This is a genomic window from Desulfovibrio sp. Fe33, from assembly GCF_028532725.1.
Classification (GTDB): domain Bacteria; phylum Desulfobacterota; class Desulfovibrionia; order Desulfovibrionales; family Desulfovibrionaceae; genus Pseudodesulfovibrio.
Genome location: NZ_JAQKGU010000005.1, coordinates 133052 through 158760, shown reverse-complemented (window position 1 = coordinate 158760; position 25709 = coordinate 133052). Strand labels below are relative to the sequence as shown.

Here is a 25709-nt window from a genome sequence, read left to right as displayed (position 1 = left end):
AAATCGGTACAAAAAACAAAAGACTATGCGGTAACGACGGTGTGGAGGCATATATCATTCAGCGGGTTTTGTCGATGGGTGAGCATATCGACAACCGGATGAATTGTAGAAAAATTGAATGGGTGCGAGAAATCAGGGGAAGATTTCAGTGCGTTCCACCCGACAGATGCGGGCGGTGAAGGATGCGTACCACTCCCGCCGTCCGCGTTCCCGGGCGGCGCGATGCTCAGGGTGCTCTTTCCAGGCGCGGATGGCTTCCAGGCTTTCCCAGTAGGAGACGGTCACGCCGATTTCCTCGCGGGCGGAGTCGACCCCCAGGAAGCCGGGCATGGACCGCGCCAGAGCGAGCATCCGCGCGGAGGTTTCCGCGTAGCCGTTGTCCGCGTCCGTGCGCGTGGAGGTGAAGATCACCGCGTAGCAGGGAGCCGTCAGGTCAGGCTTATTCGTTTGCATTGCGCCCCCTTGGGCGTGAAGATTCCCAGTTTCGGCGACAGGGCGATGGATTGATCTATTTTTTCGGACAGGAACACGGTCGGGTTGTGCTCCAGGAGTTGTCCGGGCCGGGGGAAGGTCCGGCAGAACATCTCGCCCCAGTTGGTGGAGTAGATCACGGCTACCTGCTCGATACGCCCGGTTTCAGGCGGGTCGGTCAGGTTGAGGATGAAGAAGGCCCGGTTGACCTCTTCGGAGCGCAGGCCTTCGTTGATGTCCGGCTCGAAGGTCTCGGCGAAGGGGAAGAAATCGTGCAGGGCGGCCATGAGGTGCTGGAGGTCCGTCAACGCCATGGGCGCGATGGAGCGGTCGGCCTGCAACAGGCTGTCGGGATGGTATATCCGGTTGGCCATGAGCCAGGCCAGCAGATGCGCCGGGTCCTGGTTGCGATGCAGGATTTGAAGATTTTCGGCGGGCTGCTTGGCGTCCATCCGTTCGCCGCCGCGGACTGTCCATTCGGTCGGCTTGCCCTGAGTCTTGTCCGCCGCGAAGTGCAGTATGGAGAATCCGTTTTCCCGGATGTCCATGAAGGGCACTCGCATGATCTTGTGGCTCTTGTTCGCGAAGTTGGCCGCGATGCGGCGGCCCATGCGCGTCAGGTCCTCGGGGCTGACCAGGGCCTTGGTCCGTCCCTTGGGCGCGAGGCCTTCCTGGATTCGGCGATAGGTGTCGACCATGTACCGGCGAACGTGCGCGCCCATGCGCAGGGACTTTTCGAAGGGCCAGGCACGGTGCGACTCGGCCAGTCTGCCTGGTTCCACATAGCCCGAGCCGAACAGGACCGAGATGAGGCTTTCGTCCTCGGGGCGCGCGGGCAGGTTCATGAACAGGGGAATGTCCGGGAGATTGGCCTTGAGTCGGAAAGACTCCTTGAGCAGGGCGGCCGCGTTGTTCTCTCCGCGTTCCGAGTAGTAGGCGTGCAGGGTGGAGAACAGGGCCGTGTACGGGTCGGTGTCCATCTTGCCCTGGCGGTTGCGGATGAGATTGCGCTTGATGCGGTCGCACAGGGGCAGGCCGGACGTTCCGGGCGAGGAATAGGTTTCCAGCAGGCCCAGCTTGAGCACGGATTTGAAGGGCGAATGCACGGCCTTGACCATCTGCCAGAGCGAGCCGCCGAAATATTCGTCCGGCGGCACTTCCGCCAGGTAGCCGAAGTCCTCCAGCCTGGGCTTGCCGCACAGGGGGTAGCGCCGGGCGGCTCGGATGCAGGCTTCGTAGGTTTTGCGGCTCGCCCCCGCCGGAGTCACCCACCAGGCGATGTTCTTGCCCGCCAGCTTGAGCGCGGTGCGGTAGAATTCCTCCTTGAGCAACAGCGCCTGGGCCGAGCCCGAGCTTTCCTCGTCGCCGGACAGGAAGCGGTTTTCCCGCACGTCGTCCATGCGCATCGGGTAGAAGTGGACCTCCAGGCCGTATTCGCTGTTGGCCCACAGGGCCATGGCGTCGAGTTTGCGCTTGAGCCCGTGCTCCATGGCCATGGTCACGTCGCCGTCGTAGCAGATCCAACAGTCCAGGTCGGAGCGTGAGGTTTGGGCCACGGTTCCCAGGCTGCCCATGGCGTAGACGGCCAGGATGCGGATTTCCGGCCCGGTGCGGCGGCCGGGCGTGACGCCCAATCTCTCGCGGACCAACTCCAGGTCGGTCAGGCCGGGATGGTAGCCCCACACGCGGCAGGCGGGAATCTTGCCGAAGTTGTAGCGGCGTTCGAAGACGTCGCTGTCGAGCAGCAGCGGGAGCATACGCAGAAATGTCTGCTGGTCGTGGGACAGGGTGCCGATCGCCCTGTGCATACGCTGGCGGTTGTTGTCGAGCATACGCCGTTCCCGGCGCATGAAGGTCAGTTCCCTGGACCATGCGATGAGTACCCTCTGGACCGCGAACGGATCGGCCTCTCCGGCCGAAGGCGCGCCGGTACGTTCCACTTCGCGGGCGAACAGGGTCATCTGGCGGATGCGGTTGGCCAGGAATTGAGGGTGGGCGGCGTCCGAGTTCTTGATGATGGACCTGGTGACAGGCGATCCGGGCAGTTCCATTGACGCCAGGATGCAGTCCCGGACGTACATGGCGTGCAGGCAGCAGCGGCTCAGTTCCACGCCCTGGAAATCGTCGCCCACAAGCTCGGTGAAGGAAAAGTCGCACGCCTCGAACCTGGAGGTGTGCAGGGTGCAGCCGTGCAGGGCGCTTCCGGCGAGTCCGCACAGGGTGAAGTCGGCGCGGGTCATCCGGGTGTCGCGGAAAACCGTTTCGCTGAAGACCGAGGCCCGGAAGCGGCATCGTTCGAAGGTGCAGTTGGAGAAGAATGCGTCGGAGAAGACGCAGTCCGTGAATACGCAGTCCTCGAACCGGGTGTCGGCGAACTCCGCGCCGGTGAAGCGGACTTCCCGGAATTGGGTGCCTGCCACTTCGCAGCCCCGGAACAATCCGTCGGACATGTCGACGCGTTCTACCCGGGTGCAGGAGAAGCCGGCGCGGACAAAGGCGGAACCGGCCAGGCCGAGCCGGGTCAGCTCGCGGTTTTCCAGCCGTTCGCCGTCCACAGTCGACGGGTCAAGGTCCATGTCGCGGACGTTGCGCGAACGGGGCAGGAGGGCTTGGAGGGTGCGGGGCTTTGGTTGGAAGAGTCTTTTGAGAAGGCCGGTCTTGGGTGGTTCGAGGGCGTCTCGGCGCGGGGCGGCGGGCGGTCCGGCCCCGGCCCTGTCCGGGGAGAATATCCCCTTGGGCGGGCAATCGTCCGTGACGCAGCGGACGAAGTCCGGGGCGATGGCCTTGAGCGCGCCGAGTATTTCGAGCTGCGCGGCGGCCCGCCGGTCCTCGGGCAGGGAGGCGATATACTGGAAGAAGCCGATGTCGCCGAGCAGCGGAGCGCGCGACACGGCGGCCGCGCGGATGCCCGGCATACGGGTGCGGACCGAAGCCAGCAGCTTGCCTATTCCCGGATGGTCCTGGGCTATGAGCGCCTCCAGGCAGGCTCCGGCCAGGGGAACGTCGGCGGCGGGCAGGATTTTGAGGAGCGCGCCGAGAATGGTCTTGTTGCCCGCTTCGCCCACGGCCGCGATGGCCCTCAGGACCGCGACGTTCGCCTTGATGCGGCCCAGCTCTACGGCTTTGGCCAGGGCTTCGGCGTAAGCCGCGTCGCCCATGCCCCGGAGGACCATGCACAATTGCTCCAGATCCCGCCCCTCGACCCCGTTGGTCAGCCGGGAATTGATCCAGCGGCCGAACAATCCGCTCATAATGGCCTGTCTGACCGGGAAGGCCAGGGTGTCGCCCTGTTCGCCGAGACGGGCCACGAACGGCGCCAGTTCCTCGGGATCGGTGCCCATGAGCGGCTTGAGCAGCTCTTCCAGCCAGGTCAGGGTTTCCCTGTCCTTTTTGCCGGGAAAATCCTTGAGCATCTCGTGCGCCAGGGCCAGCCGTTCGGTGGCGGGCCAGGACGCGACCTTGGGCGCGAGTTGGGGAAGCGGCGCATCCCTGCCCTCGATGAACCGCGCGCAGAGGGTCCGCCCGAATCTCCCCGACCTCGTCATGGCGTGGAGGCAGGTCTGGATCGTGTGGATGTCGTTGGAGCCCGATGCCAGCCGATTGAAGGCCAGGACGGCTTCGCCCTGGGGCACGGCTTCGGCCTGCGAAGGGCGCGGCGTCAGGTCGCACCACTTCATGAACGACTCGGCCAGCCGCCCTATGCCGGGGCCGTCGTTCAAGGACGGGCCGTCGGCCAGGTCGCCTATGGCCGAGGCCAAGGTGCGTATGTTTGGAATGTCGTGGCTCATCACCATTGCTGCCTGGGTAAGATGGCGCGATAGTGCAGGGAAACCGGGGCGAAGTCAAAGCCCTGTTGGCCCCTTTCCCGGCCTTATTTTCAGGGGAGCGGAACAGGGTGTTTCAAGCGGTTGAAAACACGGCCTGAAAAGCCCGGGAAGCCGCTGAAACACTTGTTTAAGGAATAAAAACATTTTGACTCACCCATGACAATGGCCTATCGTCCCCACCTATTATTGATTCTGAAAACTCCGGTACAAAATCAACATTTCAGGGATGACACCTATGTATACACTTCGTACCCTTCCGGGCGACGACGTCCGTCAGATCATGTGGCGTTTCGCCGAGAGGTTCGATATCCAGATGTCCGTGCAGAGCGCCCGGTCCATCGCCCGCTCCACCGTGGCCAAGCTGGTCGCCGAAGGGGCGCGCAATACTCATGAGTGGACCGAGCGGAAGGGCGACCTCCTGACCGCCTTCGATCAGTCCGGCCTGACCTCCTTGTTCATGGACCCCCATCAGGGCGGATACATCGAAGGTCCCAAGAACCTCGCGCTCGCCTTGGTCGCCTTCGAGCTGGCCTGGGTCGACGCGGGCGCGGCCACCTCTTCCCTGGCCTCCTGCCTTGCCCTGGCTCCCATTCACGAGAAGGGCACTCCCGAACAGCGGGACAAGTACATGTCCGCCTGCGTTCCGCCCCAGCCGGGCGAGGACCGGGAAATCTGGCGCGGCGCGTTTGCACTGACCGAGCCGCTTCCCTACGTGGGCGTGGATACCGGCGTGCTTTGCGGCAAGGCGTCCGTGGCCGAGTGGAATGACGGCGAGGAGCCCATGCTCCGGATCGACAAGCGCGGCCGGTTCATCACCAACATGGACTTCGCCAACTTCGTCACCGCCGCCGTGGAGTCCAGCGACGAGCGCATCAAGGGTTCCTTCATGGTCATCCTCGAAGAGGGCGACGAAGGCGTGTTCGACCGGGGCGCGCCGACCCTCAAGATGGTCCATCAGCTTTCCTCCACCCGCGATCCTGTCCTGAACCTCAAGGTTCCCGCCTCCCGCATCATCGGCGGCTATGAGGTGGTCGACGGCGTGATCGTGCCCAAGTACAACCACTCCGAGATCATCGGCGCGGTCTTCCACCGCACCCGCATTCCCGTGGGCCTGATGACCTCGGCCAAGCTTCTTTCCGCCGTCGAGCCGGTCATCCGTTATCATCGCAACCGCTTCCGTGGCGGCGACGCCTGCCACGAAGGCTCCCCGCGTTTCGACAAGGGCATCCAGAACAACGAGGACGCCCTGCAGCGGCTCGTCGACGTCTGGGCTTCCGGCGAGGCCGGTTGCTCCCTGGCCTTTGCCGCCGCGCGGCTGGCCGATCGTTTCGATCCCATCGAGAAGGCCAAGGAGGCCCACTTCGAGGCCGAAGGCGTGACGAGCATCCGCAAGCAGATGTCCGCCTTGCGCCAGCTCCACGATCAAGTCCGTGAATTCATCGCCATGGAATACGGTCCGGCCGGGGAGCGCGACGAAGCCCGCTACAACGAGCTTTCCAACGACACCCTGGTTCAGTACGCCTACATGGAGGCCCTGGCGGGCATCCTCAACCCGGGCGTGAAGCTCTGGAACACGGGCGAGGGCGCGAACAAGATGCGCGAGGCCGTGGCTTTGGTCGGCGGTTACGGCATCACCGAGGATTGCCCCGGCTTCCTCATGCAGAAGTGGACCGACTGCCAGCTCGAAGCCACCTACGAAGGCCCCGAGGCCGTGCAGCGCCGCCACCTGACCATGACCATGACCTCCGATATCTTCGGCTGCATCATGGAAAACTGGATCGCGCAGATGCGTCGCGCGGGCAGGGACGTTCCCGGTCTTGGCGGCTATGTGCTGGCCTCGGCCATGGAGCTGTGGCTGTGGACCCTGGCCCACTTGCAGGAGGCCAAGGACGAGAACGGCAGGAAGCTGTATCATAACAAGCGGCAGGGCGTTACCTTCGCCATGGCCGACGCGCTGGGCTGGATTCTCGGCCCCTACTTCCTGGCCTGCGATGTCATGGAGCTCATGGAGAAAGGCCCCATGTCCCCGATTCTGGCCGAGGGCCTCGATGACCTGGTCGGGTTCTACAAGGACCTGTGCCACGTCCAGGCCGCACGCGCCGCCGGAGAAGTCGCCCGCATCTGTTCCGAACTGGTCTACGGCTTCAACTGGAACCATTGTCCGACCCCGGACGGCGGCATCGCCGAGAAGTGCGAGCCCAAGGGCGAATGTGCCGAGGACGGCACTCTGGGCGACCAGTCCAAGTGCGCGCGTCCGGACCTTGTCCATTTCCGCGAGCTCAAGGCTACCGTGGACATGTGCCTGGCCGGTTCCCGGCTGGCCAAGGACCGCGCGGGCAACGCCCTTGCCGAGGTCATGATTCCCGAAGCCCTCGACTATCCGCAGGGCTAAGAAAGATAGCAAAAAGCGAGAGGGAAGCCTTTTCAAAAGGTTTCCCTCTCGTGTTCTTCCTTCCGCTCTTTTTCCGTCGCGCCGTCTGGAAGGGAAGGGGACATTCATATATGATACGGGCGGCGCTGAGAGCGCGGGTATGAATCCCGCGCTTTGAACTATTCAAACTTCAACCCAAACCACCCCGCAGGCGCACCGGAAAGGGGCGCGCCCGACACACTCCCCGGCTTATCCGCGAAGCGGCTAAAAAATTCAGGGGAGGAAAGGGGATGGGGTCCGGGAGAAGGGGAGAGGGGAAGCCCTTTTCAAAGGGGGCCCCTCTCCCCTTCCCCCGGCCGCCGGAGGCACCCAATGAGCGACGAAACGCCGCGTGTCGAGATGGAAACGGACATTGTATGCGTGGGCTTCGGCCCTGCCGCGGGCGGGTTCCTGACGACCCTGACGCGCGGCCTGATGAACGAGGACGGCACGCCTGCGGTTGAAAGCAAGGTCATGCCTGGAATGCCGCCGCAGGTCATCTGCTACGAGCGCGCCGACGATATCGGTTTCGGCGTTTCGGGCGTGGTCACCAAAGGCCGCGCCATCAAGGCGAGTTTCCCCGATCTGGACCTGTCGCAGATTCCCATGGCCTGCGAGGTCAGGGAAGAGAAGATCTTGTACCTCGGCGACCCCGTGGGCGCGAGCCGCAGGCCGAAGCTGTTCAAACTGGCGGACAAGGCCCTCGGCCGGTGGATGAAGGACGGCGCCTACGAGCTGCCGTACATTCCGCCGTTTCTGGAAAAACATCCGGGGCTGGCCTTTTCCATCGGCCAGTTCAACCAGTGGGTGGGCGCGAATCTGATGGGCACCGGGATGGCACAGATCTGGCCGTCCAGCCCCGTGGCCGAACCCCTCGTGGAAGGTCGGGCCGTCAAGGGCGTGCGCATGGCCGACCAGGGCGTGGACAAGGACGGCACTCCGGGCGCGGGCTATATGCCCGGTATGGACATGAAGGCCGCCCTGACCGTGGTCGCCGACGGCCCGGTGGGCGCGGTGGGGCAGACGCTTAACCGCAAGCTCGGAATGCCCGGCGACAATCACCAGCGCGAGTGGGCCGTGGGCATGAAGTGCGTGGTGGAATTGCCCGAGGGGTGCGACTGGCAGCCCGGCACCGTGCTGCACACCATCGGCTATCCCGAACCCGAAATTTTCGGTTTTCTGTACGTTTACCCCGACAATGTCGCCAGCCTCGGCATTTTCGTGCCGTCCTGGTTCGACAATCCCGTGCGCACGGCCTACCGTTACATGCAGCATTGGATGCTGCACCCGTACCTGTGGAAGCGGCTTCAGGGGGGCACTCTGCGCTCATGGGGGGCCAAATCCCTGAACGAGTCGGGCAAGCGTGGCGAGCCCATTCTCTGCGGCGACGGTTTCGCACGCATCGGCGAGGGCTCCGGCTCCACCAACGTGCTCATCGGAGCGGGCGTCGACGAGGCGTGGGCCACGGGCGTCCAATTGGGCGAGGCCGTGTTGGAACTGCTCAAAAGCGGCCGCGGGTTCACCAAGGAAAACCTGGAGAACACCTATGTCTCCCGCCGCCGCGCCTCCTGGGTCGAGAAAGAGGCCGAAGTGGCCAAGAAATCTCGCGACGGCTTCACCAAGTCCGTGTTGTCCGGTTTCCTCGGCATGGGGTTGAGCGGCCTCACCAACGGACTCCTGAATATGCCGGGACAGGCGCTCAAGCCTCAGGAGCGCATCCCGAGCGTCGAGGACTACTACCGGGACGTGATCCCGGCGGGCGAAATCGCCGATATCCGCGCAGAATGCGCCAAGAAGGGAGCGAGCCTGCACGACGCGCTCATGAACCGCGCAGGCTGGCCCGAAATCCCGCTGGACGGGCAGCTTCTGGTCTCCCACCAGGACGCCCTGCTCATGGGCGGCAAGGTGCAGGCCAATCCCGGCTACGGAGACCACGTGCGTTTCGCCGACCCGATCATCTGTTCCGCCTGCCGCGAGCAGGTTTGTGTGGAGGCGTGTTCGGGACAGGCCATTTACGCCAATCCCGAGGGCGGCACACCGCTTTTCGACCGGGAGAAGTGTATTCACTGCGGCGCGTGCATGTGGAATTGCAGCAAGTCCGATCCCCAGGATCGTGAGCGGACCAACGTCAAGTTCATGGCCGGTTCCGGCGGGCTGCATTCCGTGGAGAATTAGGATAGGAAAAGAACGGACCGCCTTCGGCGGACAGGTCGGGTGATTTCGCCTCCGGCGGCCAAGGGGCTATGACCCCTTGGAACCCCATTGTCGCCTTCGGCGAATTGGTTCATTGATAAGGCCGCCTTTTCGCGGACACACCCCGCGAAGCGGCGCTAAAAAGTTTTGGAGAGTCCAGAGAACCTTTTTCAAAAGGTTCTTTGGCCGCCGGAGGCATTCTCCCAGCGGCCACTGGAATCCCGCCGCCTTCGGCGAATTGGTTCATTGATAAGGCCGTCTTTTCGCGGACACACCCCGCGAAGCGGCGTTAAAAAGTTTTGGAGAGTCCAGAGAACCCTTTTTCAAAAGGTTCTCCGGCCGCCGGAGGCATTCTCCCTGCGGCCGCCGGAATCCCGCCGCCTTCGGCGAATTGGTTCATTGATAAGGCCGTCTTTTCGCGGACACATCCCGCGAAGCGGCGCTAAAAAGTTTTGGAGAGTCCAGAGAACCCTTTTTCAAAAGGTTCTCTGGCCGCCGGAGGCAAAATTCGCCGAAGGCGGAAAATGGACGGCATGAGAAATGCGATTGCCGCCGCTAATTTAAGGAGAACAATGAATGGGTAGTGAATTCCACATCGTGGTCTGCGGTTCCATCGTTCCGGATCCGCTCCAGACCCTCGCGCCCCAGGATGGTCCTGTCGGGCCGTCTCTCAAAAATGAAATGATGCTTCCCGCCGTGCTTGACCCGTGGGCCGGGCACGCGTTGTTTGAGGCCGCGCACCTGGCGGCCGCCAACCCGGGCAGCCAGGTCTGGCTGGTGAGTCTCGGCCCCAAGGCCAAGCTCCAGCAGGTCATGATGTCCGTGGCCCAGAAAGTCCCGTTCCAGCTTGTTGTGGCCGACGGCTCGGCCTCGGGCTTTGCCGATGCGTATGAGACCGCCAAGGTTTTGGCCGGGACCATCGAAGGCATTGCCGGGCTGGACAAGTCCAAGCTGCTGCTCTTCGGCGGTTGGCAGTCCGCTTCGCGCGGATCTGGCGCGGTTATCCAGATGGTCGGCGAGATGCTCGGCGTGACCGAGCAGTTCCAGGGCGTGGACAAGCTCACCGTGGGCGGCGACGGTTCCCTCGAGGTGCTTGAGCGCGTGGAGGGCGGCGCATACCAGAAGTCCGTTGTGGACGGCGCGCCCGCCGCATTCGGCTGGGCCACCGGCGAACTGCCCGAGCCTCCGAACAATCCGCAGATCGGTATGCAGAACATGCAGCGGAATATGCCCGCCCTGATGCAGGCCAAGCCCGCCGATCTGTCCGGCACCACCCTGAAGTTCTCCTCTGTGGAGCTGCCGCAGCAGCGCCGCGAGACCCGTATCGTCAAGGACGTCTCGGTGGAGGATATGGCCAGGGAAATCGTCGAATGGATCAAGGGGTAAGGGGGAACGTCATGACAGTTTTGTATCTTGTACACACCGAATGCGACAATTCCCTGCACAAGTCCGCCCTTGAGGGGCTGAGCGTGGCCGTAAAACTGGCCGGGGACATGGGTTGCGACCTGGCCGTCGGGCTCATCGGCGCGGACATCCAGGCCGCTGCCGATTCCATCGGCGGCTGCGGCGCGAAGTTCTACGGCGTGGCCGGTTCCGGCTTCGCCGACGGCCGTTACGCGTCCGACATTGCCGCCGCCGAGGCCATGGCCAAGACGTGTATGGCCGAAATGGTGGTGGCCCCGGCCACGTCCCGCTTCAGCCGCGCCCTGCCGGGCCTGGCCGTTCGCCTGGACGGCCGCGTGGACACGCACCTGTCCAACCTCGAGGTTGTGGACGGCAAGCCCGTGGCCAAGCGGTGGTTCTATCGCCAGCGCATGGAAGGCGTCCTTTCCCGTGAAGAGCGGCCCTGGATCGTGACGCTGGATTCCGGCTGCGCAGAGCCTTTCGAGGGCGCGGGCGCGGGCGCGGCGAGCGTGGAAATGCTCGACGTGGACGTCGCCTCTGTGCGCACCAAGGTGGCGGGCATGGAGTGCGCTTCCGAGGACGCTCAGACCATTCGTCCGGACGCCGATCTGCTTTTCGTGGCGGGTGCCGGCTGGACCAAGAAACAGGCCGACGGCGCCACTCATGTCGAGGATGCCGAGAAAGCCATCCTGTCCTTCCTGGACGCGACCAAGTCCTCCCTCGGCTCGTCCAAGTCCCTGGTGGATATCTCGGGCGAGGGCGGCAAGGTCATCTCTTTCCTGACGCACATGCATCAGGTCGGGCAGACCGGCGCGACCCCGCGTCATCCCAAGGGCTTGTCCTCCTGCTGCCACGGCGAGGAACCGCACGTTGTCGGCTGGCGTTTCATCAAGGAGCGCCGCGCCATTAACCTGGACGCCGGTTGCGGTTGGGCCCAGGGCAAGTGCGACGTGCTCTACGTCGGCGATGCCTTCGCCATCATGGCGAAGGTCAACGAACTGCTCGGCTGACCCTGGTCGTAACGATGATTACGCAGGCCGCGCCCGTTTTCGGGTGCGGCCTTTTTCATGGGACCTGTTTGTTCGGAATTACTAATCGCGGCGGAAGGTCGCGGAGCAGGGGCAAAAAATCGGAGACGCATTCCGAGCGTGATCGGGGCGTTGGGACGTTGTCGGGGCGGTTCTGTTTATCAAGGCCGTTGCGCGGGAAAGGGACAGGTCGGACGGTGGCGTATGGCCGCGTTGAGAATGGCCTCCAGAAGATTGTTGTCTTTGAAGGGCATGGTCACGACCTCGTTCATTCCCTTTTCCTGGAAACGCTTGCGTTCCGCCTCGCCGGAGAAGACGGTCAGGCCGACGATGGGGATGTCGGCGTCAATGCCCTCCGCCGCGCCGGAGCGGATGATTTCCGTGACCTCGATGCCGTTGATTATGGGCATTTGGACGGCCATGAGCACGAGGTCGAAACCGCCTTGCATCAGGGCGTCGATGGCGTGCTGACCGTTGGTGACCACCAAGACATTGTGCCCTTGATCCTTGAGCAGCCGGGTGGTCGCCAGGGCGCTGATTTCGTCGCCATCGGCAACGAGAATGTTCAGGCGCAGGGAGTTTTCTTTACTGGAATAGTTAGCGTAGGCTTTGTTCGACACAACGAAAAACGGCAGGGACAGGGTGAAGACGCTGCCTTCGCCGGGACGGCTCTCGAGACTGATGGTCCCGCCCATGATCTCGGCCAGCCTGCGGGAGATGGTCAACCCCAAACCGGCGCCGCTGTACCGTTTGGTCATGAGATCCTCGCCAAGCATGAAACGTTCGAAGATGTCCTCCCGTTTGTCCTCCGGGATGCCGACGCCGGTATCGGCCACGGATATCCGAACCTTGAGCAAGTCGGGAATGTCGCGGCTCGCTTCGGAGCAAGCGGAGACGGTGACGTGTCCCTCTTCCGTGAATTTCACGGCGTTGTGCACCAGGTTGATGAGGATTTGGCGCAACTTTTCGCCGTCGCCGTGGACCATGGCCGGAAGATGGCGGTCCAGGCTGCATTCAAGCCCGATCTCCTTCAATTCCGCTTGCGGGCGCAGGAGATCTGTGGCGGAACGGATGGTCTCGTGCAAGTCGAAGTCAGTTCGGTTCAGGTTCTCCTCGGCCGTTTCGATGCTGGACAGGTCGAGCAGCGACGAGAGGACACGGGAAAGCTGGATGCCCGATTCCAGGCTGAGATTCAGATATTCCTTTTGTTCATCCGTGAGCCCGTCCGTATTCAGGAGCAGTTGGGTCATGCCCATGATGCCGTTCAGCGGAGTGCGTAATTCGTGGCTCATGTTGGCCAGGAATTGGGTTTTTGCCCGGTCCGCAAACCGTGCTTCATGCATGGCCCGGACAAGCTCCTTCTCCATGCGCTTGCGCTGGATGATCTGCCAGACTCCGTCCATTATCAGGGAAAGCTGAACCGAGTCGGAGTCGGTGTAGTCGCTGTCCTTGTTGGCCACTCCGACCAGTATCTGGATGCGGTTGCGGTCGATGACCGGGACGTTCATGTGCCGGAATAGGGAAACGTGTCCCTCGGGAACTCCCCGTCGCTCCGGGGCGTTGGCGTAGTCGTTGATGATGACGGGCGTTCGTCTTCGTACCGCTTCGGCCCACAAGCCCCCCTTCTCGACGGGGAAGGTGCGCGATTTGTCGGGAATGGTGCATTCGTCCGGACCGGAGATCGACCACGGCCGCAGGGTAATGAATGTCTCGTATTCGTCCATGAAGCCGATGTATCCCATGCGGCTGTCGGTAAGATGCACGGACTGGGTCAGGGCGTAGTCGAGAATTTCCTCCTCGGTTCGGTTTATCATGCGCGAGATGGTGTACAGGGCCCTGAATCGCTGCTCGTTCAGGTCGGCCAGGCCTTCCCGCTGCCGTCTGAGCGTGATGTCCCGGATCATGACGATGAAGAGGGGGACTCCGTCGAAGACGAGGGCGTGGGATCGGATTTCCACAGGCGTGTTGCCGATGTCGGAGCGCAGAGTGTGCTCAATGCGGCGGGAACCGGTTTCGAAACGGGAGTCGTCTTTGGTCAGCGCGGAGAAATTGGTGATGATCTTGCCCGGAGTACTGCCCAGGATCTCTTGGCGGGTCAGACCGAGCATGGCGCAGGCCGTTCGGTTGACTTCGATGATTTGCGCGTTGGCCGGTTCGGCTCCTCCCGCCCGGCAAGCCAGTGCGGCGTCCGGTTCCTGCAACTCGAGGATGCTTAGGAGAGGAGTGGGGGCGGTCATGGCCGAGTCCTACCCCCTAGTGTACGGGCTACGAATTCAAGCAGGTGGGCCTTGTGAATCGGTTTGGCCAGGAAATCGGTGCAGCCCGCTTTCAGGGAGCGTTGCCGGTCCTCGGTGAAGGCGTTGGCGGATACGGCCACGATGGGCACCGGGCGAAGCCCCTGTTCCCGCTCGAATATGCGGATTTCACGGGTGGCGTCCAGGCCGTCCATGATGGGCATGAATATGTCCATGAGCACCAGGCCGTAAGAACCGCTCTTGAAAAGTTCCACCGCTTCGCGTCCGTTCCATGCGAAGTCCAGGGAGTAGCCCGAGTTGTTGAAGAACAGCGAGAGCAGCATCTGGTTGCTCTCCGAGTCTTCCGCAACAAGGATGTTCCCTCGCTGGTCGAGCTCATTCGCCGTTTGCCGATTGTTCACTCCGTCTCCCTATCGTTCTTTTCCCGCTTTGCGCAGCCCGTGCGTCGTCCCGGTCGCCGACCCCATGTCTGTGGCGGTAATGCGGAATGTGCCGTTGGCCGCTTCAGGGGGGTGAAATAGCGGCCTGAATGCCCGTTTCCGTATATTGTTCAAGATTCGCCCCGGGCAGAGTGGAATATGTCGATACTACTTCCGATTATTGAATATATAGCCCAATGGAACGAGATGGGCAAGCCCCCGAAAGAACGGTTTTTTGAGCTTGCGGCCGAAGAGGGAAAATCGACTAGGCTGCGCGACCGGAATTCGTCATGCGGCGATGGCTTCGTATGGTCGCCACCGATTCGGCCGTGTAGACGGCCAGCCCGGACCAGATCAGGGCGAAGGTCACCATGTGGCTCGTGGTGAACGGCTCCTTGTAGACGAACACGCCGAGCAGGAAGGCGATGGACGGGGCCAGATATTGGAGCAGTCCGAGGGTTGTCAGTTGCAACCGTCGCGCTCCGAAGGCGAAGCCGATGAGCGGCGAGGCCGTGACCACGCCCGCGCCGAGGAGCAGCAGGTCCACCTGGAACCCCTGATGGAACAGGGCGGACGCGCCGTGGGCCTGGAGCCAGAGGATGTAGGCCAGGGCAAAGGGGCCGAGGACCATGGTTTCGAGGAACAACCCGGGCAGGGATTCCACGGAGGCGATCTTTCTGAGCAGGCCGTACAGGCCGAAGCTTACGGCCAGGACCAGGGATATCCATGGCAGTTCGCCGTGGCTGATGACGGAATTGAGCACGCCCAGCGCGGCCAGCCCGATGGCGGCCATTTGCAGCGGGCGCAGGCGTTCGCGGAAGAAGGCGAAGCCGAGCAGAATGTTGACCAGCGGGTTGATGTAGTAGCCGAGGCTGGTGTCCAGCACGTGGTCGGTGTTTACGGCCCAGATGTAGAGTAGCCAGTTGCCGCCGATCATCAGCGAGCTGGCCGCCAGGATGAGCAGGTCGCGCGGCGACTTGAGCGGAACGAGGGTTTCGGACCACCCTTTGCGGATGGTCAGGATGACGGCGATGAAGACCAGCGACCAGATCACCCTGTGGCAGAGAATCTCGAATGGATTCACGGTGACGAGGGATTTCCAGTATACCGGGAGCAGCCCCCAGCCGAGGAAGGCGGCCAGGGCGGCGATGAATCCGTATGATTTCTGCTTGGGATCGATTTGGCGCATTGTCTCCTCTTGAGTCTTCGGAGCGCGAGAATACGCCCGGATTCCCGCAGGGTAAAGCCGGAAATGTCGGCAGTCCCCGTCAGGGGCGGCACATGGACCCGGCCAGTTCGCCAAGGGTTCGCACGCCCTGTTCCAACTCGTCGGTCCAAGGACAGCCGCAACTCAGGCGGATATAGTTGGCGAACTTGTCCCGCGTGGAGAAGATGGCTCCGGGGGCGATGCCCACGCCGACGGCCCTGGCCTGGAAAAACAACTCCACCGAGTCCACGGATTTCGGCAGTTCCAGCCAGAGGACCGCGCCGCCTTCGGGGTGGGTCACTCTGGTCCCGGCCGGGAAGTGGCGGCCCAGATGGAGCTGCATGTCGTCCATCTGCCGCTCCAGGTCGGAGCGAAGTTTTTTCAGATGGCGCTCCATGCGCCCCTGGCGCAGGTACTCGGCGATGGCCATTTGGGCCGGGGCCGAGCTGGACACGTTGGTGGTGGCCTTTATCTCCAAGGTCTTTTGACGGAACCTGCCGGGCAGCAGCCAGCCCACCCGGAAGCCGGGCGCGATGGTTTTGGAGAAGGAGGAGCAGAGCAGGACCAGTCCCTTCGTGTCGAATTCCTTGAAGGTGCCGGGCCGCTTCGCACCGAAATGCAGGTCCGAATAGACATCGTCCTCCACCAGCGGGATGTCCCGCTTGGCCAGCATGTTCACGATTTCCCTCTTGGCGTCGTCCGGCGTCAGGCTGGAGTCCGGGTTGTTGAAGTTGGGCGCGAGCACGCAGGCGGCGATGTCGAAGGTCTTCAGGGCATGGGCCAGGTCATCGGGCAGGACTCCGCGTTCCGGGTCGGACGGCACTTCGATGGCGCGCAGGCCCAGGGTTTCGAGGAGCTGGAGGAAACAGTAATAGGTAGGCGACTGGATGAGCACGGTGTCGCCCCGGCGGCAGACGGACCGCAGGGAGAGATACAGGGCCTCCATGCATCCGGCGGTGATGATCGGTTCGTCCGGCTTCACCGGGATGCCGAACTCCATGGACCTGTATGCGATCTGGCGGATGAGTTGCGGGTCGCCGGGAATGGGGGCGTATCCCATGGCCCGTTCCGGCTCGGCGCGGACCATGGCCGCAGTGATGCGGCCGAGTTCCCGCAGGGGCAGGCGTTGCGGGCTCGGCGCGATGACGTCAAGGGCGATCCGGTCCGCCGCTCCCACGGATTCCAGCACCGTCTGGATGAGCCCGATGCGCGTCACCGGCCTGGGACGTTCCATGGGGGCGGGCGCGGTTTCGGTGCGAGGCAGCCGTTTGGCGGTCCGGCGCACGAAGAATCCCGACCTGGCGCGGGCCTCGATGACCCCCTGGCGTTCCAGTTCGAGGTAGGCCTGGTTGACCGTCGATACCGAAACGCCCAGCTTGGCGCTCAGTCCCCGCAGGGACGGCAGCTTGTCGCCAAGCCCCAGGGCCCCGGCGTCGATCATGGCCATGACGTTCTTTTCCACGGTGCGGTAGCGGTATGTCTCCATAGGGATCGCCTGAATCTGTTTTGTATTATTTTTGTTTGAACTGTATCTGTACCGGTTACAGATTTTGCGCTTTACTGCAAGGCGTGGATACAGCAGATTTAACCGGGCGATGGCCCGAAAACCGTTTACGGAGTCCTTTGTCATGACCATTCCGGGCGTTGCCGACGAATCTTCCGGCTCCCCCATACTGTCCGCCGCCAGACAGGTGGCCCCCATCGTCATGGGCTATCTGCCCGTGGGCGCGGCTTACGGGGTGCTTGCTCAGCAGGCGGGACTTTCCCTGCTCAATACCGTGCTCATGTCGGTCCTGGTCTACGCCGGGTCCGCGCAGCTTATCGCCGTGGGCATGTTCGCCGCGGGCCTGAATCCGGCGTCCATCGTCGCCACCACGTTCGTGGTCAACCTGCGCCATCTGCTCATGAGCGCCTCGCTGGCCCCGAATCTCAGAAGCTGGAACAAGTGGGAGCTCGCCCTGTTCGCATACGAGGTCACGGACGAGTCCTTTGCCGTGCATTCCATGCGGTTCGCGCGCGGGGACCTGAACAAGACCGTTTGCTTCGGCATCAACGGGCTGGCCCAGCTTTCCTGGGTGCTCGCGTCCTTCGCGGGCTTTCTCGCCGGGGCGTCCATTCCGAGCGTGGAGCCGTTGGGCATCGACTACGCGTTGCCAGCCATGTTCATCGCGCTCCTGGTCATGCAGATGAAAAACGGCCTACACGTCCTCGTGGCCGGTTTCAGCGGCTTGCTGGCTCTTCTTTTGAACAAGGCCGGAGCGGATCAGTGGTCGGTCATTCTGGCTACGGTCATCGGCGCAACCTTTGGAGCGGGAGTGGAGTCATGGACCAGAAAACGGTCTTCATAACCATCGTCGGAATGCTCGCCGTAACCTATATTCCCCGCATGGTTCCGCTTGTGGTCCTGGCCTCGCGGACTCTGCCGGGGCCGGTGGTGCGCTGGCTTTCCTACGTCCCGGCGGCGGTGCTCTCGTCCATGCTGTTCCCGGCCCTGTTGCTCAGGAACGGCAATCTCGACGTCTCCTTCGACAACTATTTCCTGTGGGCGGCGGTCCCGGCCTTTCTCCTCGCCTGGCGGACAAGATCCTTTTTCGGGACCGTGGCGCTGGGCATGGCTTTGGTGGCGGCGGGCCGCTGGTTTCTCGGATAGGAGGGCTTCATGAAGACCATCGGACTTATCGGCGGCATGAGCTGGGAATCCTCCCTGGAATACTACCGTGTCATGAATGAGGCCGTGAAGGCGCGTCTCGGGGGCCTGCATTCGGCCCGCATTCTCATGAACTCCGTGGATTTCGCCCCGTTGCGCGAGCTGATGCTCGCGGGCGAGTGGGACCGGGTCGGCGAAACGCTGGGCCGGGCGGCCCGCACCCTGGAGCTCGCCGGGGCCGAACTCATGGTCATCGGCACCAACACCATGCACAAGGTGGCCTCGCAGGTGGAGGCCGCCGTGAACGCGCCCCTGGTCCATATCGCGGACGCCACGGCCGAGGTCGCCAGGGCGCGCGGCTTTTCGCGGGTGGCTCTGCTCGGGACCATTTTCACCATGGAGGACGATTTCTACACGGGCCGCCTGCGGCGTCACGGCTTCGAGGTGCTTGTCCCGGAAGCCGAGGACCGGAGGCTCGTGGACCGGGTCATTTTCGACGAGCTGTGCCGGGGCGCGTTCCTGGACGGTTCCCGCGCCGAGTATGTGCGCATTATCGAGGACTTGGCCGGGCGGGGCGCAGAGGCGGTCATCCTCGGCTGCACCGAGATCGGCCTGCTCGTCGGCCCGGACGATACCGACGTTCCCACCCTGGATACCTGCCGCATCCACGCCGAAAAGGTGGTGGACATGGCGCTAGGTTGATCTCGCCCGGAAGCTCCTGGCCGCCGGTCTTTCCGCATCCCGCGCTTGACGCGGCCCCGTAACGTGATATGGCATGTTGGCGCGCCGCGAGGGGTGCTTTTGTCGCCAGTTTAGAGGGGAGAGCGAGTTGACCGAGACAACCGACATGACATTGAAGGATTTGCTGAGCCGTTCCGTGGAGCTGTACTCCGATCGGACCGCGCTCGGGTTTGTGGGCGGCGAGACCCTGACCTACGCCCAGTTCGGGAAGAGCGTGGCCGAGCTGCAAACCGTGATGCGCGGGCTCGGCATCAAGCCCGAGGACAAGATCGCTCTCATCGGCGAGAACATGCCCAACTGGGCCATCGGCTATTTCGCGGCGACCACCATGGGCGCGATAGCGGTGCCCATCCTGCAGGAATTTCACCCCAGCGCCGTGCAGCATATCCTTCGCCATTCCGAGGCGAAGATGGTCATTGCCTCCAGGCGGTACGTGGACAAGGTCGAGGGCGACAACATCCCCGATCTTGAAACCGTCATGATAATGGATGATTTTTCCATGGAGGACGAGGAGGGCAAGCGGACCACCTACGTCGAAGCACTGGAAGCCGCCGGAGAGCGCATCGAGCAGTTCGCCGAAACGGCCCGCGAGCAGTTGGAGCATCTGGGTGAAGCGGCCGTGGACAAGCTGTCCGATACCGCCCGGGAGCGTGTGAACCGCTTCAGCGACACGGCCAGGGAGACGATGGAGAAGTTTTCGGATTCCTACAAGGAGACCGTTGACTGGTTCAGCGCCTCGGCCCGCCGGTTCATAGACTGGAGGACCGGCAAGCCCTTCGAACTGACCGAAGACCATGTGGCCGCGATTCTCTATACCTCCGGCACCACCGGCCATTCCAAAGGCGTGGTCCTGACCCATCGCAATCTTGTGCAGAACTGTATCGGCGGGGTCAAAACCATTCCGGTCCTCGAAACAGACCGTTTTCTGTCCGTGCTGCCCATGGCCCACACCTACGAGTCCACAGTGGGCCTCATCATTCCTCTTCATTCCGGCAGCTCGGTCTTCTTCCTGCAAAAGCCGCCGACCCCGAAAACGCTTTTGCCCGCCATGCAGGCGGTCAAGCCCACGGTGATGAACGTGGTCCCGCTTATCATCGAGAAAATTTACAAGAGCCGGATCAAGAAGAAGCTGACCGGAACCGGCGTCACGCGCGGTCTGATGAAGATCGGCCTGACCCGGCGCAAGCTTTCCCAGGTGGCCGGAAAGAAGCTCATCGACGCCTTCGGCGGAGAGCTGCGTTGTCTGTGTATCGGCGGCGCTCCCCTTTCGCCCGAGGTCGAGCAGTTCCTGACCGACGCCAAGGTTCCCTATGCCGTGGGATACGGCATGACCGAGGCTTCGCCTCTGCTGGCCGGGACCGATCCGTCCCTGCAACGGCATCGCGGCATCGGACCGGCTATCCCGGGCGTGGAGCTGAAGATCGACGACCCCGATCCCGAGACGGGCGAGGGCGAGGTCCTGGCGCGTGGGCCGAACATCATGCGCGAGTATTACAAGGCCCCCAAGGATACCGCGGCGACCTTCACGGAAGACGGCTGGCTCAAAACCGGCGATCTCGGCAAGTTCGAGGACGGCTACCTCTACCTCAAGGGGCGGCTCAAGAACGTCATTCTCGGCCCCAGCGGCGAGAACATCTATCCCGAAGAGGTCGAGTCCATTATCAACGCCAACGATTCCGTTCAGGAATCATTGGTCTACGATTCCGGCGGCAAGCTGATGGCCCGCATCCACCTCAATTACGAAAGCCTGGACGAGCAGTTCGGCGTCAACAAGATGATCGAATCCGAGGTCCGCGCCAAGGTGCAGAAAATCCTTGAAGACATTCGCGTCGAGGTCAATTCCAAGGTCTCCTCCTTTGCCCGGCTCAACCGCGTTGTCGAGCAGATCGAGCCCTTCGAGAAGACGCCCACCCAGAAAATCAAGCGGTTCCTTTACACCGATCAATAGCGACGGGGTTGCCCGCGTTGCGGTCCGGCGGGATTTGATCGCGCCGCATCCGCGCTTTTACGGAACAAAAGATAATCCCCGGCTCGATTTCGAGCCGGGGATTTGTTTTGCCGTTTTGGAGAGGACAGCGAGAACTGTCCGGCAAGCCGGGGAGGCGCTGCTACTGTGCGTCGGCGGCCACGCGGAGGCTGACGATTTTGTCGGGGCCGCTGACCATGCCGTTTCGGCCCGCGCCTTTCTTGATCTTGTCCACGAACTCCATGCCCGAGACGACCTGGCCCCAGACGGTGTACTGGCCGTCGAGGAAGGGCGCGGGGGCGAAACAGATGAAGAACTGGCTGTCGGCGCTATTCGGGGAGGCGGCGCGGGCCATGCCCACGGTGCCGCGCTCGAACGGAGCCTTGCTGAACTCGGCGGTCAGGTTCTTGCCGGAGCCGCCCATTCCCGTGCCGGTGGGATCGCCGGTCTGGGCCATGAAACCGTCGATGACGCGGTGGAAGACGATGCCGTCGTAAAATTTCATGCGGGCCAGTTCCTTTATCCTGGCCACGTGGGCGGGAGCCAGGTCGGGACGCATTTCAATGACGACCCGGCCGGAGTCGAGGTCGAGGTAGAGGGTGTTTTCCAGGTCTTGGGCCAGAGCGGCGGGGCCGGCCAGCAGCACCAGGAGGGCGCAGATAACAAGAGTTTGCAACAGGTTCTTCATATGGCTCCCGTGGGTTGTCGTTAGGGGTGAAGACGCGGCCGCGAGCCGCGTACAGCAGTGTGTAGCGGCTTTTCCCGTTGAAGGGAAGCGGGGCGGGGCGTTTGCGTCTGCGGATAGGGGGTGGAGTTACTTGGCGCCGAGGCAGCGGGTGATGTAGTCCCGCAGCTCTTCCCTCTGGAGAGGCTTGGCCAGGAACAGGGTGGCTCCGAGCTTGAGCAGATTGGAAATATCGTTGATGCCGACCACGGCGGACATGATGACGATGGGCAGGTCGTGAAACCGCTGGTCGCCTCGCAGGGTCTGGATGAGTTGCCGGCCGTCCATTTCGGGCATCATGATGTCGGTCAGCAGCAGGTCGATGTCGTTGCCCGCCATGAGCGTTTCATAGGCGTGTTTGCCGTGCGGACTGACAAAGGCCGTGTGGCCGAGCTCCTCGACGATCTTTACGGCGAGCTTCCGGGATATGCGGTCGTCTTCGGCAATCAGTATCTTGGCCATGGGCGTCCCCTCCTGTTCACGCGGCGCGCCGACGCGCCAAGCATGTTGGAAAGAAAAATATCAGATACTGCATTTTTTGTCATCGGCGTTAGAAATCGGAAGCCGAATCGACGGGGAATAGCGGGCCGAAATGGGCGGGGGAGGGAAGGTTCGGCCGCGTCCGGAGGCGGGCGCGGCCGGGAAATCAGATCTTCTCGACGTGCATGATGTCGCCGAAGTCACAGGTGATCTTGTACTTGCCGCCATTGGTTTCCACAACGAAGTCATTGCCGGGGAAGAGGGTACAAGCGGGCGCGAACCCGTCATTGACCATGATGTCCTTGGCCTCTCCGTTGGATTCGAATCTGACAGTGGTTCCATCGGCGAGAGTGATCATTTCGCCATGATGTACGTCCACGGGCAAATCAGCTTCGGTAAACGATGACATATTCTCCTCCTGATTGATGGAAAGGAATCCTCCACAACTCGCCTATACACCCTGGAATCTGAAAAGAACAGTCCAAAAGGGTGACGGGGTTTCCGGGACTGGTTTTCGGTGTGCAAGTGATGTAAGGATTATTAAAGGAGATATGCCGGTGAGCTCGACCATTCTTGTCGCCGATGGCGACGCCTCCATACGCGCGCTGATAAAAGATATCCTCGAGGCCCGTGGATACCGGGTGGAAACCGCCTCCAGCGCGGCGTCCGCTGCGGCCCTCATGGCGCGGAGCGGGCCGGACCTGGTGCTGGCCGCCCACGGCGAAGAGGATAACGGCGGCTCGCTGGTGAACGAGGCCGCCGGGCTCAAGCTGGTCACGCCGGTCATTCTGCTCATCTCCGCCACCACCGATAATCCCGGCCGTTTGGCCCGCGACTGCGGGGCTATGGCCTATCTGCAAAAGCCCGTCGTCCGCTCCCAGCTTGAGATGCTGGTGCGTCTAGGGGTGGCCGAGAACGAGCTGCGTTCCGTGGCGATCGAACAGGAGAGGCGGTTGTCGGCCGCCCAGGCGTTCCTCCGTTCCATGCTCAACACGGACGAGGGCGTGATTTTTCTGCTGGACGAAAACGCCTTGGTCCTCGATTGCAGCGGGACAGCGGACAGCCTGCTGGGCTGCGATGTGGCCGAGTGCGCTGGGCAGCCATACCCTTCGCTTTTTCCGGAATCCGTAACCAATCTGCACGAAGGAGCCATCGCTAAGGCGCGGACCACCGGCAAGGCGGCCCGGCTTGAGGAGCACCGCGGCGGCATGGTCCTGGAAACCCGGGTCAGGCCCGTGTTGCAGGGGAGCGTCCTTTCTGGGTTCGTGGTCCAACTTCGGGACATCACCGCCAAACGGCGTACCGAGGTCGGGCTGGCCGAAAGCGAGAAACAGTACCGTAGCGTGTTCGCGGGGGCGTCGGACGCCATCATTCTGGTGGACCGGGAGCGGGGCGTGGTCCTGGAGTGCAACGACGCGGCGGGCCGGGCCCTCGGATACGAGCCGGGCGAAATGCGCGGCATGGCCGTCCAGGGGTTGGTGGCCCATCCCGAGCAGGTGCTGGCGTCCATCGCGCATGGAGGGGAGCGGATATCCTACGATTACCTCAAGCGCAGGAACGGCTCCTCGTTTCCCGTGGAGCTGTCCATGAGCCATTTCACCAATGCTGGAAAGGAAGTGTGCATCCTGTACGCTCAGGACATATCCAGGCGCAAGATCGTCGAGGAGGCGTTGCGCGAGGGCGCAAAGCTCTATCGCGCCGTGGTCGAGGACCAGACCGAACTCATCTGCCGCTACGGCACGGACGGCAGGCTGACCTTCGTCAACAACGCTTTCGAGCGGTTCGTGGGCCAGGACGAGGAGGATGTGCTCGGGCGTAATTTTTTCGCGACCATGGAGGCCATGGACAGCCGGTCCCTTGCCCGGTGGCTGGACGGGTTCGATCCGGCCAGGCCCGTGCTGGACCAGGAAGTGCGGCAGATTCGTTCGGACAAAGAGAAGCGTTGGATTTCCTGGACCCATCGGGCCGTGCTGAACGACCGGAACAATGTCGTGGAGATTCAGGCCGTGGGCCGCGACGTGACCGAGCACAAGGCCGCCGAACGAGCGCTGGTCCGGGCCACCATGGAGAAGGAGCGGTATCGGCTGAATCTGGAGGCGACCTTCTCTTCCATCCCCGACGCCATCCTGGCCGTGGACTCCGACCTGTCGATCATCGCCACCAACAGCGCGGCCAAGACCCTCTTCGGAATCGGGGAGGGGAGGGCCCGCGGGCACAGGCTGGAGGCCGTGGTCGAAGACGAGGGCAACCCTTGCATCCAGGTGCTTCGACAGGTCCTCAAGACCGACAAGCCAGTGCGCGGCTATGAGATCGAAGTGAAGACTCCGGCTCTCGGCGAGCGTATGGTCGAGATCAACTGTTCGCCGCTGGTGGACAGGGAGCACGGGCAATCCGGCGCGGTGCTCGTCGTCCGGGATATTTCGCACATAGCGGACCTGGAAAAGCAGTTGCAGCAGCGGCACGGCTTTCGCGGGATTGTTGGGCGCAGCGGCCCCATGCAGGATATTTACCAGCTACTGGAGCAGCTTTCGTCCCTGGATTCCATTGTGCTTATCCTGGGGGAATCCGGCACCGGCAAGGAGCTGGTCGCGGAAGCCCTGCATTACGGCGGAGTGCGCGCGGGCAAGCCGCTCATCAAGGTCAACTGTTCGGCCCTGTCCGAGAGCCTCCTCGAGAGCGAGCTGTTCGGGCATGTTCGCGGCGCTTTCACCGGCGCGGTCCGGGACAAGGCCGGGCGCATACAGGCGGCCCAGGGCGGAACCCTGTTCCTGGACGAGATCGGCGACATCTCCCCCATGCTCCAACTCAAGCTCCTGAGGTTCCTTGAGAGCCGGGAGTATGAGCGCGTGGGCGAGTCCAGGACCTGCACGGCGGACGTGCGCATCCTCGCCGCCACCAACGTGGACCTGCGCGAATCGGTGCGCCGGGGCCTCTTCCGGGAGGACCTCTATTACCGGCTCAACGTCATGCCGGTGACATTGCCGCCGCTCAGGGACCGGCAGGCGGATATCCCCATGTTGGTGGAGCATTTTCTGGATGCTTTCTCCGAAAATTTCGGCAAGCTTTTCGAAGGGGTGGCCGAGGAGGTCATGGACCTTTTCCTGACCTACTCCTAGCCGGGCAATGTGCGTGAGCTCAAGCACGCCCTGGAGCACGCCTGCATCCTGTCCCCCGGCAAGACCATCGAACTCAAGCATATCCGCAAGGATCTGGTGGATCAGATCAGGGGCTCGGCGCAGGGAATGGTTTCGGCTCCCGAGGGGAGCATCGCGCCGTTATCCTTTTCGGCCAGGCCCGGCCGGGAGGATGTTCTGGCCGTGCTCCGGGAGTGCGGGGGAAACAAGGTGCGTGCTGCTGGCAGGTTGGGCATCCACAGGGCCACCCTGTATCGCAAGCTCAAGGCTTGGGGGGAGGACGTCTGATTCAGTCCGTGTTCGCCCGCCGTGAATTTATAATCACACTAACGTTTTGATCTGATGCATCCAATTCGGCTCCCTGTTATCTTTGGAGCAAGCCTCTGCCAGTGGACCTGCGCGTCGCGGCGGAGAAGGAGCGAAAGGATGCGCAAGGTCAAGACTATCGAGCCTCAGGCCTTTGATGTGGAATTGCAGGGCAGAGGCGTCCCTCTACTGGTCGCTTTCCTGAAACGGAATGAAAGATATTCCGGCCAGGTAGGGGCGCTTGAAGCGACCTGTCGGCAGCGCGGCGGTTCGTTGCGTTGCTTTTTGTACGACGAGGATTATCTGGACATGGCGACCGAACGCTTTTCGGTGAAGGGTACGCCCACCTTCCTGTTGTTTCATGAAGGGCGCGAGGTTGATCGGCTTATCGGAGAGTCCGACGGCGACACCTTGAACGAGTTCATCGGCTTGTCCCTGTCCGGGCTGGACCGGGCGGACAGTCCTTGATTTCAACGCCCATGAAGCTTCAGCGGCCG

General features: G+C 62.7%; 19 protein-coding genes and 1 pseudogene. 11 read left to right on the top strand and 9 right to left on the bottom strand.

Annotation, left to right across the window (positions count from 1 at the left end):
* Nucleotides 1-132: 132 nt before the first annotated feature.
* Together PSN43_RS08975 and PSN43_RS08970 are read right to left on the bottom strand one after the other, a co-directional pair.
* Nucleotides 133-453 carry an antibiotic biosynthesis monooxygenase family protein gene (locus PSN43_RS08975; protein WP_272700381.1) on the bottom strand — a complete coding sequence of 107 codons (321 nt, stop codon included), beginning with the start codon at nt 451-453 and terminating at the stop codon, nt 133-135.
* Nucleotides 429-4259, bottom strand: a complete 3831-nt coding sequence (locus tag PSN43_RS08970; RefSeq protein ID WP_272700380.1) for a class I adenylate cyclase — start codon at nt 4257-4259, stop codon at nt 429-431. Before PSN43_RS08970 ends, PSN43_RS08975 begins: the two co-directional genes overlap by 25 nt.
* Nucleotides 4260-4533: 274 nt before the next feature.
* Between PSN43_RS08970 and PSN43_RS08965 the strand changes: the two genes are divergently transcribed.
* The 4 genes from PSN43_RS08965 to PSN43_RS08950 all read left to right on the top strand — a co-directional run bounded on the left by PSN43_RS08965 (nt 4534) and on the right by PSN43_RS08950 (nt 11315).
* Nucleotides 4534-6690 (top strand): acyl-CoA dehydrogenase family protein, encoded by a 2157-nt coding sequence (locus PSN43_RS08965; protein ID WP_272700379.1) that lies wholly within the window; start codon nt 4534-4536, stop codon nt 6688-6690.
* A 351-nt stretch (nt 6691-7041) separates the two neighbouring features.
* A complete protein-coding gene (locus PSN43_RS08960) occupies nt 7042-8883 on the top strand; it encodes a 4Fe-4S ferredoxin (protein WP_272700378.1) in 1842 nt (613 codons plus the stop codon).
* 594 nt (nt 8884-9477) lie between these two features.
* Complete coding sequence (locus PSN43_RS08955) at nt 9478-10287, top strand: electron transfer flavoprotein subunit beta/FixA family protein (RefSeq protein WP_272700377.1); 810 nt, start codon at nt 9478-9480, stop codon at nt 10285-10287.
* Between the two features lie 11 nt (nt 10288-10298).
* On the top strand, nt 10299-11315 hold the full coding sequence (locus tag PSN43_RS08950) for an electron transfer flavoprotein subunit alpha/FixB family protein (protein ID WP_272700376.1): 1017 nt from the start codon (nt 10299-10301) through the stop codon (nt 11313-11315).
* 179 nt (nt 11316-11494) lie between these two features.
* Here PSN43_RS08950 and PSN43_RS08945 read toward each other — a convergent pair whose 3' ends face one another.
* From PSN43_RS08945 to PSN43_RS08930, 4 genes are all read right to left on the bottom strand, one after another.
* The gene (locus tag PSN43_RS08945) at nt 11495-13570 is read right to left on the bottom strand and encodes an ATP-binding protein (protein ID WP_272700375.1); all 2076 of its coding nucleotides are present in this window, start codon (nt 13568-13570) and stop codon (nt 11495-11497) included.
* Complete coding sequence (locus tag PSN43_RS08940) at nt 13567-13989, bottom strand: response regulator (protein WP_272700374.1); 423 nt, start codon at nt 13987-13989, stop codon at nt 13567-13569. The genes PSN43_RS08945 and PSN43_RS08940 overlap by 4 nt, the downstream gene beginning before the upstream one ends.
* Before the next feature lie 283 nt (nt 13990-14272).
* A complete protein-coding gene (gene rarD, locus PSN43_RS08935) occupies nt 14273-15196 on the bottom strand; it encodes an EamA family transporter RarD (RefSeq protein ID WP_272700373.1) in 924 nt (307 codons plus the stop codon).
* Nucleotides 15197-15275: 79 nt separating this feature from the next.
* Nucleotides 15276-16700 (bottom strand): aminotransferase-like domain-containing protein, encoded by a 1425-nt coding sequence (locus PSN43_RS08930; protein WP_272700372.1) that lies wholly within the window; start codon nt 16698-16700, stop codon nt 15276-15278.
* A gap of 142 nt (nt 16701-16842) precedes the next feature.
* Between PSN43_RS08930 and PSN43_RS08925 the strand changes: the two genes are divergently transcribed.
* The 4 genes from PSN43_RS08925 to PSN43_RS08910 all read left to right on the top strand — a co-directional run bounded on the left by PSN43_RS08925 (nt 16843) and on the right by PSN43_RS08910 (nt 20550).
* Complete coding sequence (locus tag PSN43_RS08925; RefSeq protein WP_272700371.1) at nt 16843-17562, top strand: AzlC family ABC transporter permease; 720 nt, start codon at nt 16843-16845, stop codon at nt 17560-17562.
* Entirely contained in the window at nt 17538-17864 is a 327-nt protein-coding gene (locus PSN43_RS08920; RefSeq protein ID WP_272700370.1) for an AzlD domain-containing protein, read from the top strand. The genes PSN43_RS08925 and PSN43_RS08920 overlap by 25 nt, the downstream gene beginning before the upstream one ends.
* Nucleotides 17865-17873: 9 nt before the next feature.
* Complete coding sequence (locus tag PSN43_RS08915) at nt 17874-18563, top strand: aspartate/glutamate racemase family protein (RefSeq protein WP_272700369.1); 690 nt, start codon at nt 17874-17876, stop codon at nt 18561-18563.
* 145 nt (nt 18564-18708) lie between these two features.
* A complete protein-coding gene (locus PSN43_RS08910; RefSeq protein ID WP_272700368.1) occupies nt 18709-20550 on the top strand; it encodes an AMP-binding protein in 1842 nt (613 codons plus the stop codon).
* A gap of 160 nt (nt 20551-20710) precedes the next feature.
* On the opposite strand, the gene PSN43_RS08905 is transcribed toward PSN43_RS08910, so the two are convergent.
* The 3 genes from PSN43_RS08905 to PSN43_RS08895 all read right to left on the bottom strand — a co-directional run bounded on the left by PSN43_RS08905 (nt 20711) and on the right by PSN43_RS08895 (nt 22181).
* Complete coding sequence (locus PSN43_RS08905) at nt 20711-21256, bottom strand: peptidylprolyl isomerase (RefSeq protein WP_272700367.1); 546 nt, start codon at nt 21254-21256, stop codon at nt 20711-20713.
* 126 nt (nt 21257-21382) lie between these two features.
* Nucleotides 21383-21754, bottom strand: coding sequence for a response regulator (locus PSN43_RS08900; RefSeq protein WP_272700366.1), 372 nt, complete (start codon nt 21752-21754; stop codon nt 21383-21385).
* Between the two features lie 184 nt (nt 21755-21938).
* Nucleotides 21939-22181 (bottom strand): hypothetical protein, encoded by a 243-nt coding sequence (locus PSN43_RS08895; RefSeq protein WP_272700365.1) that lies wholly within the window; start codon nt 22179-22181, stop codon nt 21939-21941.
* 16 nt (nt 22182-22197) lie between these two features.
* Here PSN43_RS08895 and PSN43_RS08890 point away from each other — a divergent pair.
* The 3 genes and pseudogenes from PSN43_RS08890 to PSN43_RS08880 all read left to right on the top strand — a co-directional run.
* Nucleotides 22198-24987: pseudogene (locus tag PSN43_RS08890) on the top strand (sigma 54-interacting transcriptional regulator); the annotation flags it as partial.
* Between the two features lie 27 nt (nt 24988-25014).
* A complete protein-coding gene (locus tag PSN43_RS15985) occupies nt 25015-25194 on the top strand; it encodes a helix-turn-helix domain-containing protein (RefSeq protein ID WP_442874870.1) in 180 nt (59 codons plus the stop codon).
* A 138-nt stretch (nt 25195-25332) separates the two neighbouring features.
* On the top strand, nt 25333-25680 hold the full coding sequence (locus tag PSN43_RS08880) for a thioredoxin family protein (protein WP_272700362.1): 348 nt from the start codon (nt 25333-25335) through the stop codon (nt 25678-25680).
* Nucleotides 25681-25709: the final 29 nt, after the last annotated feature.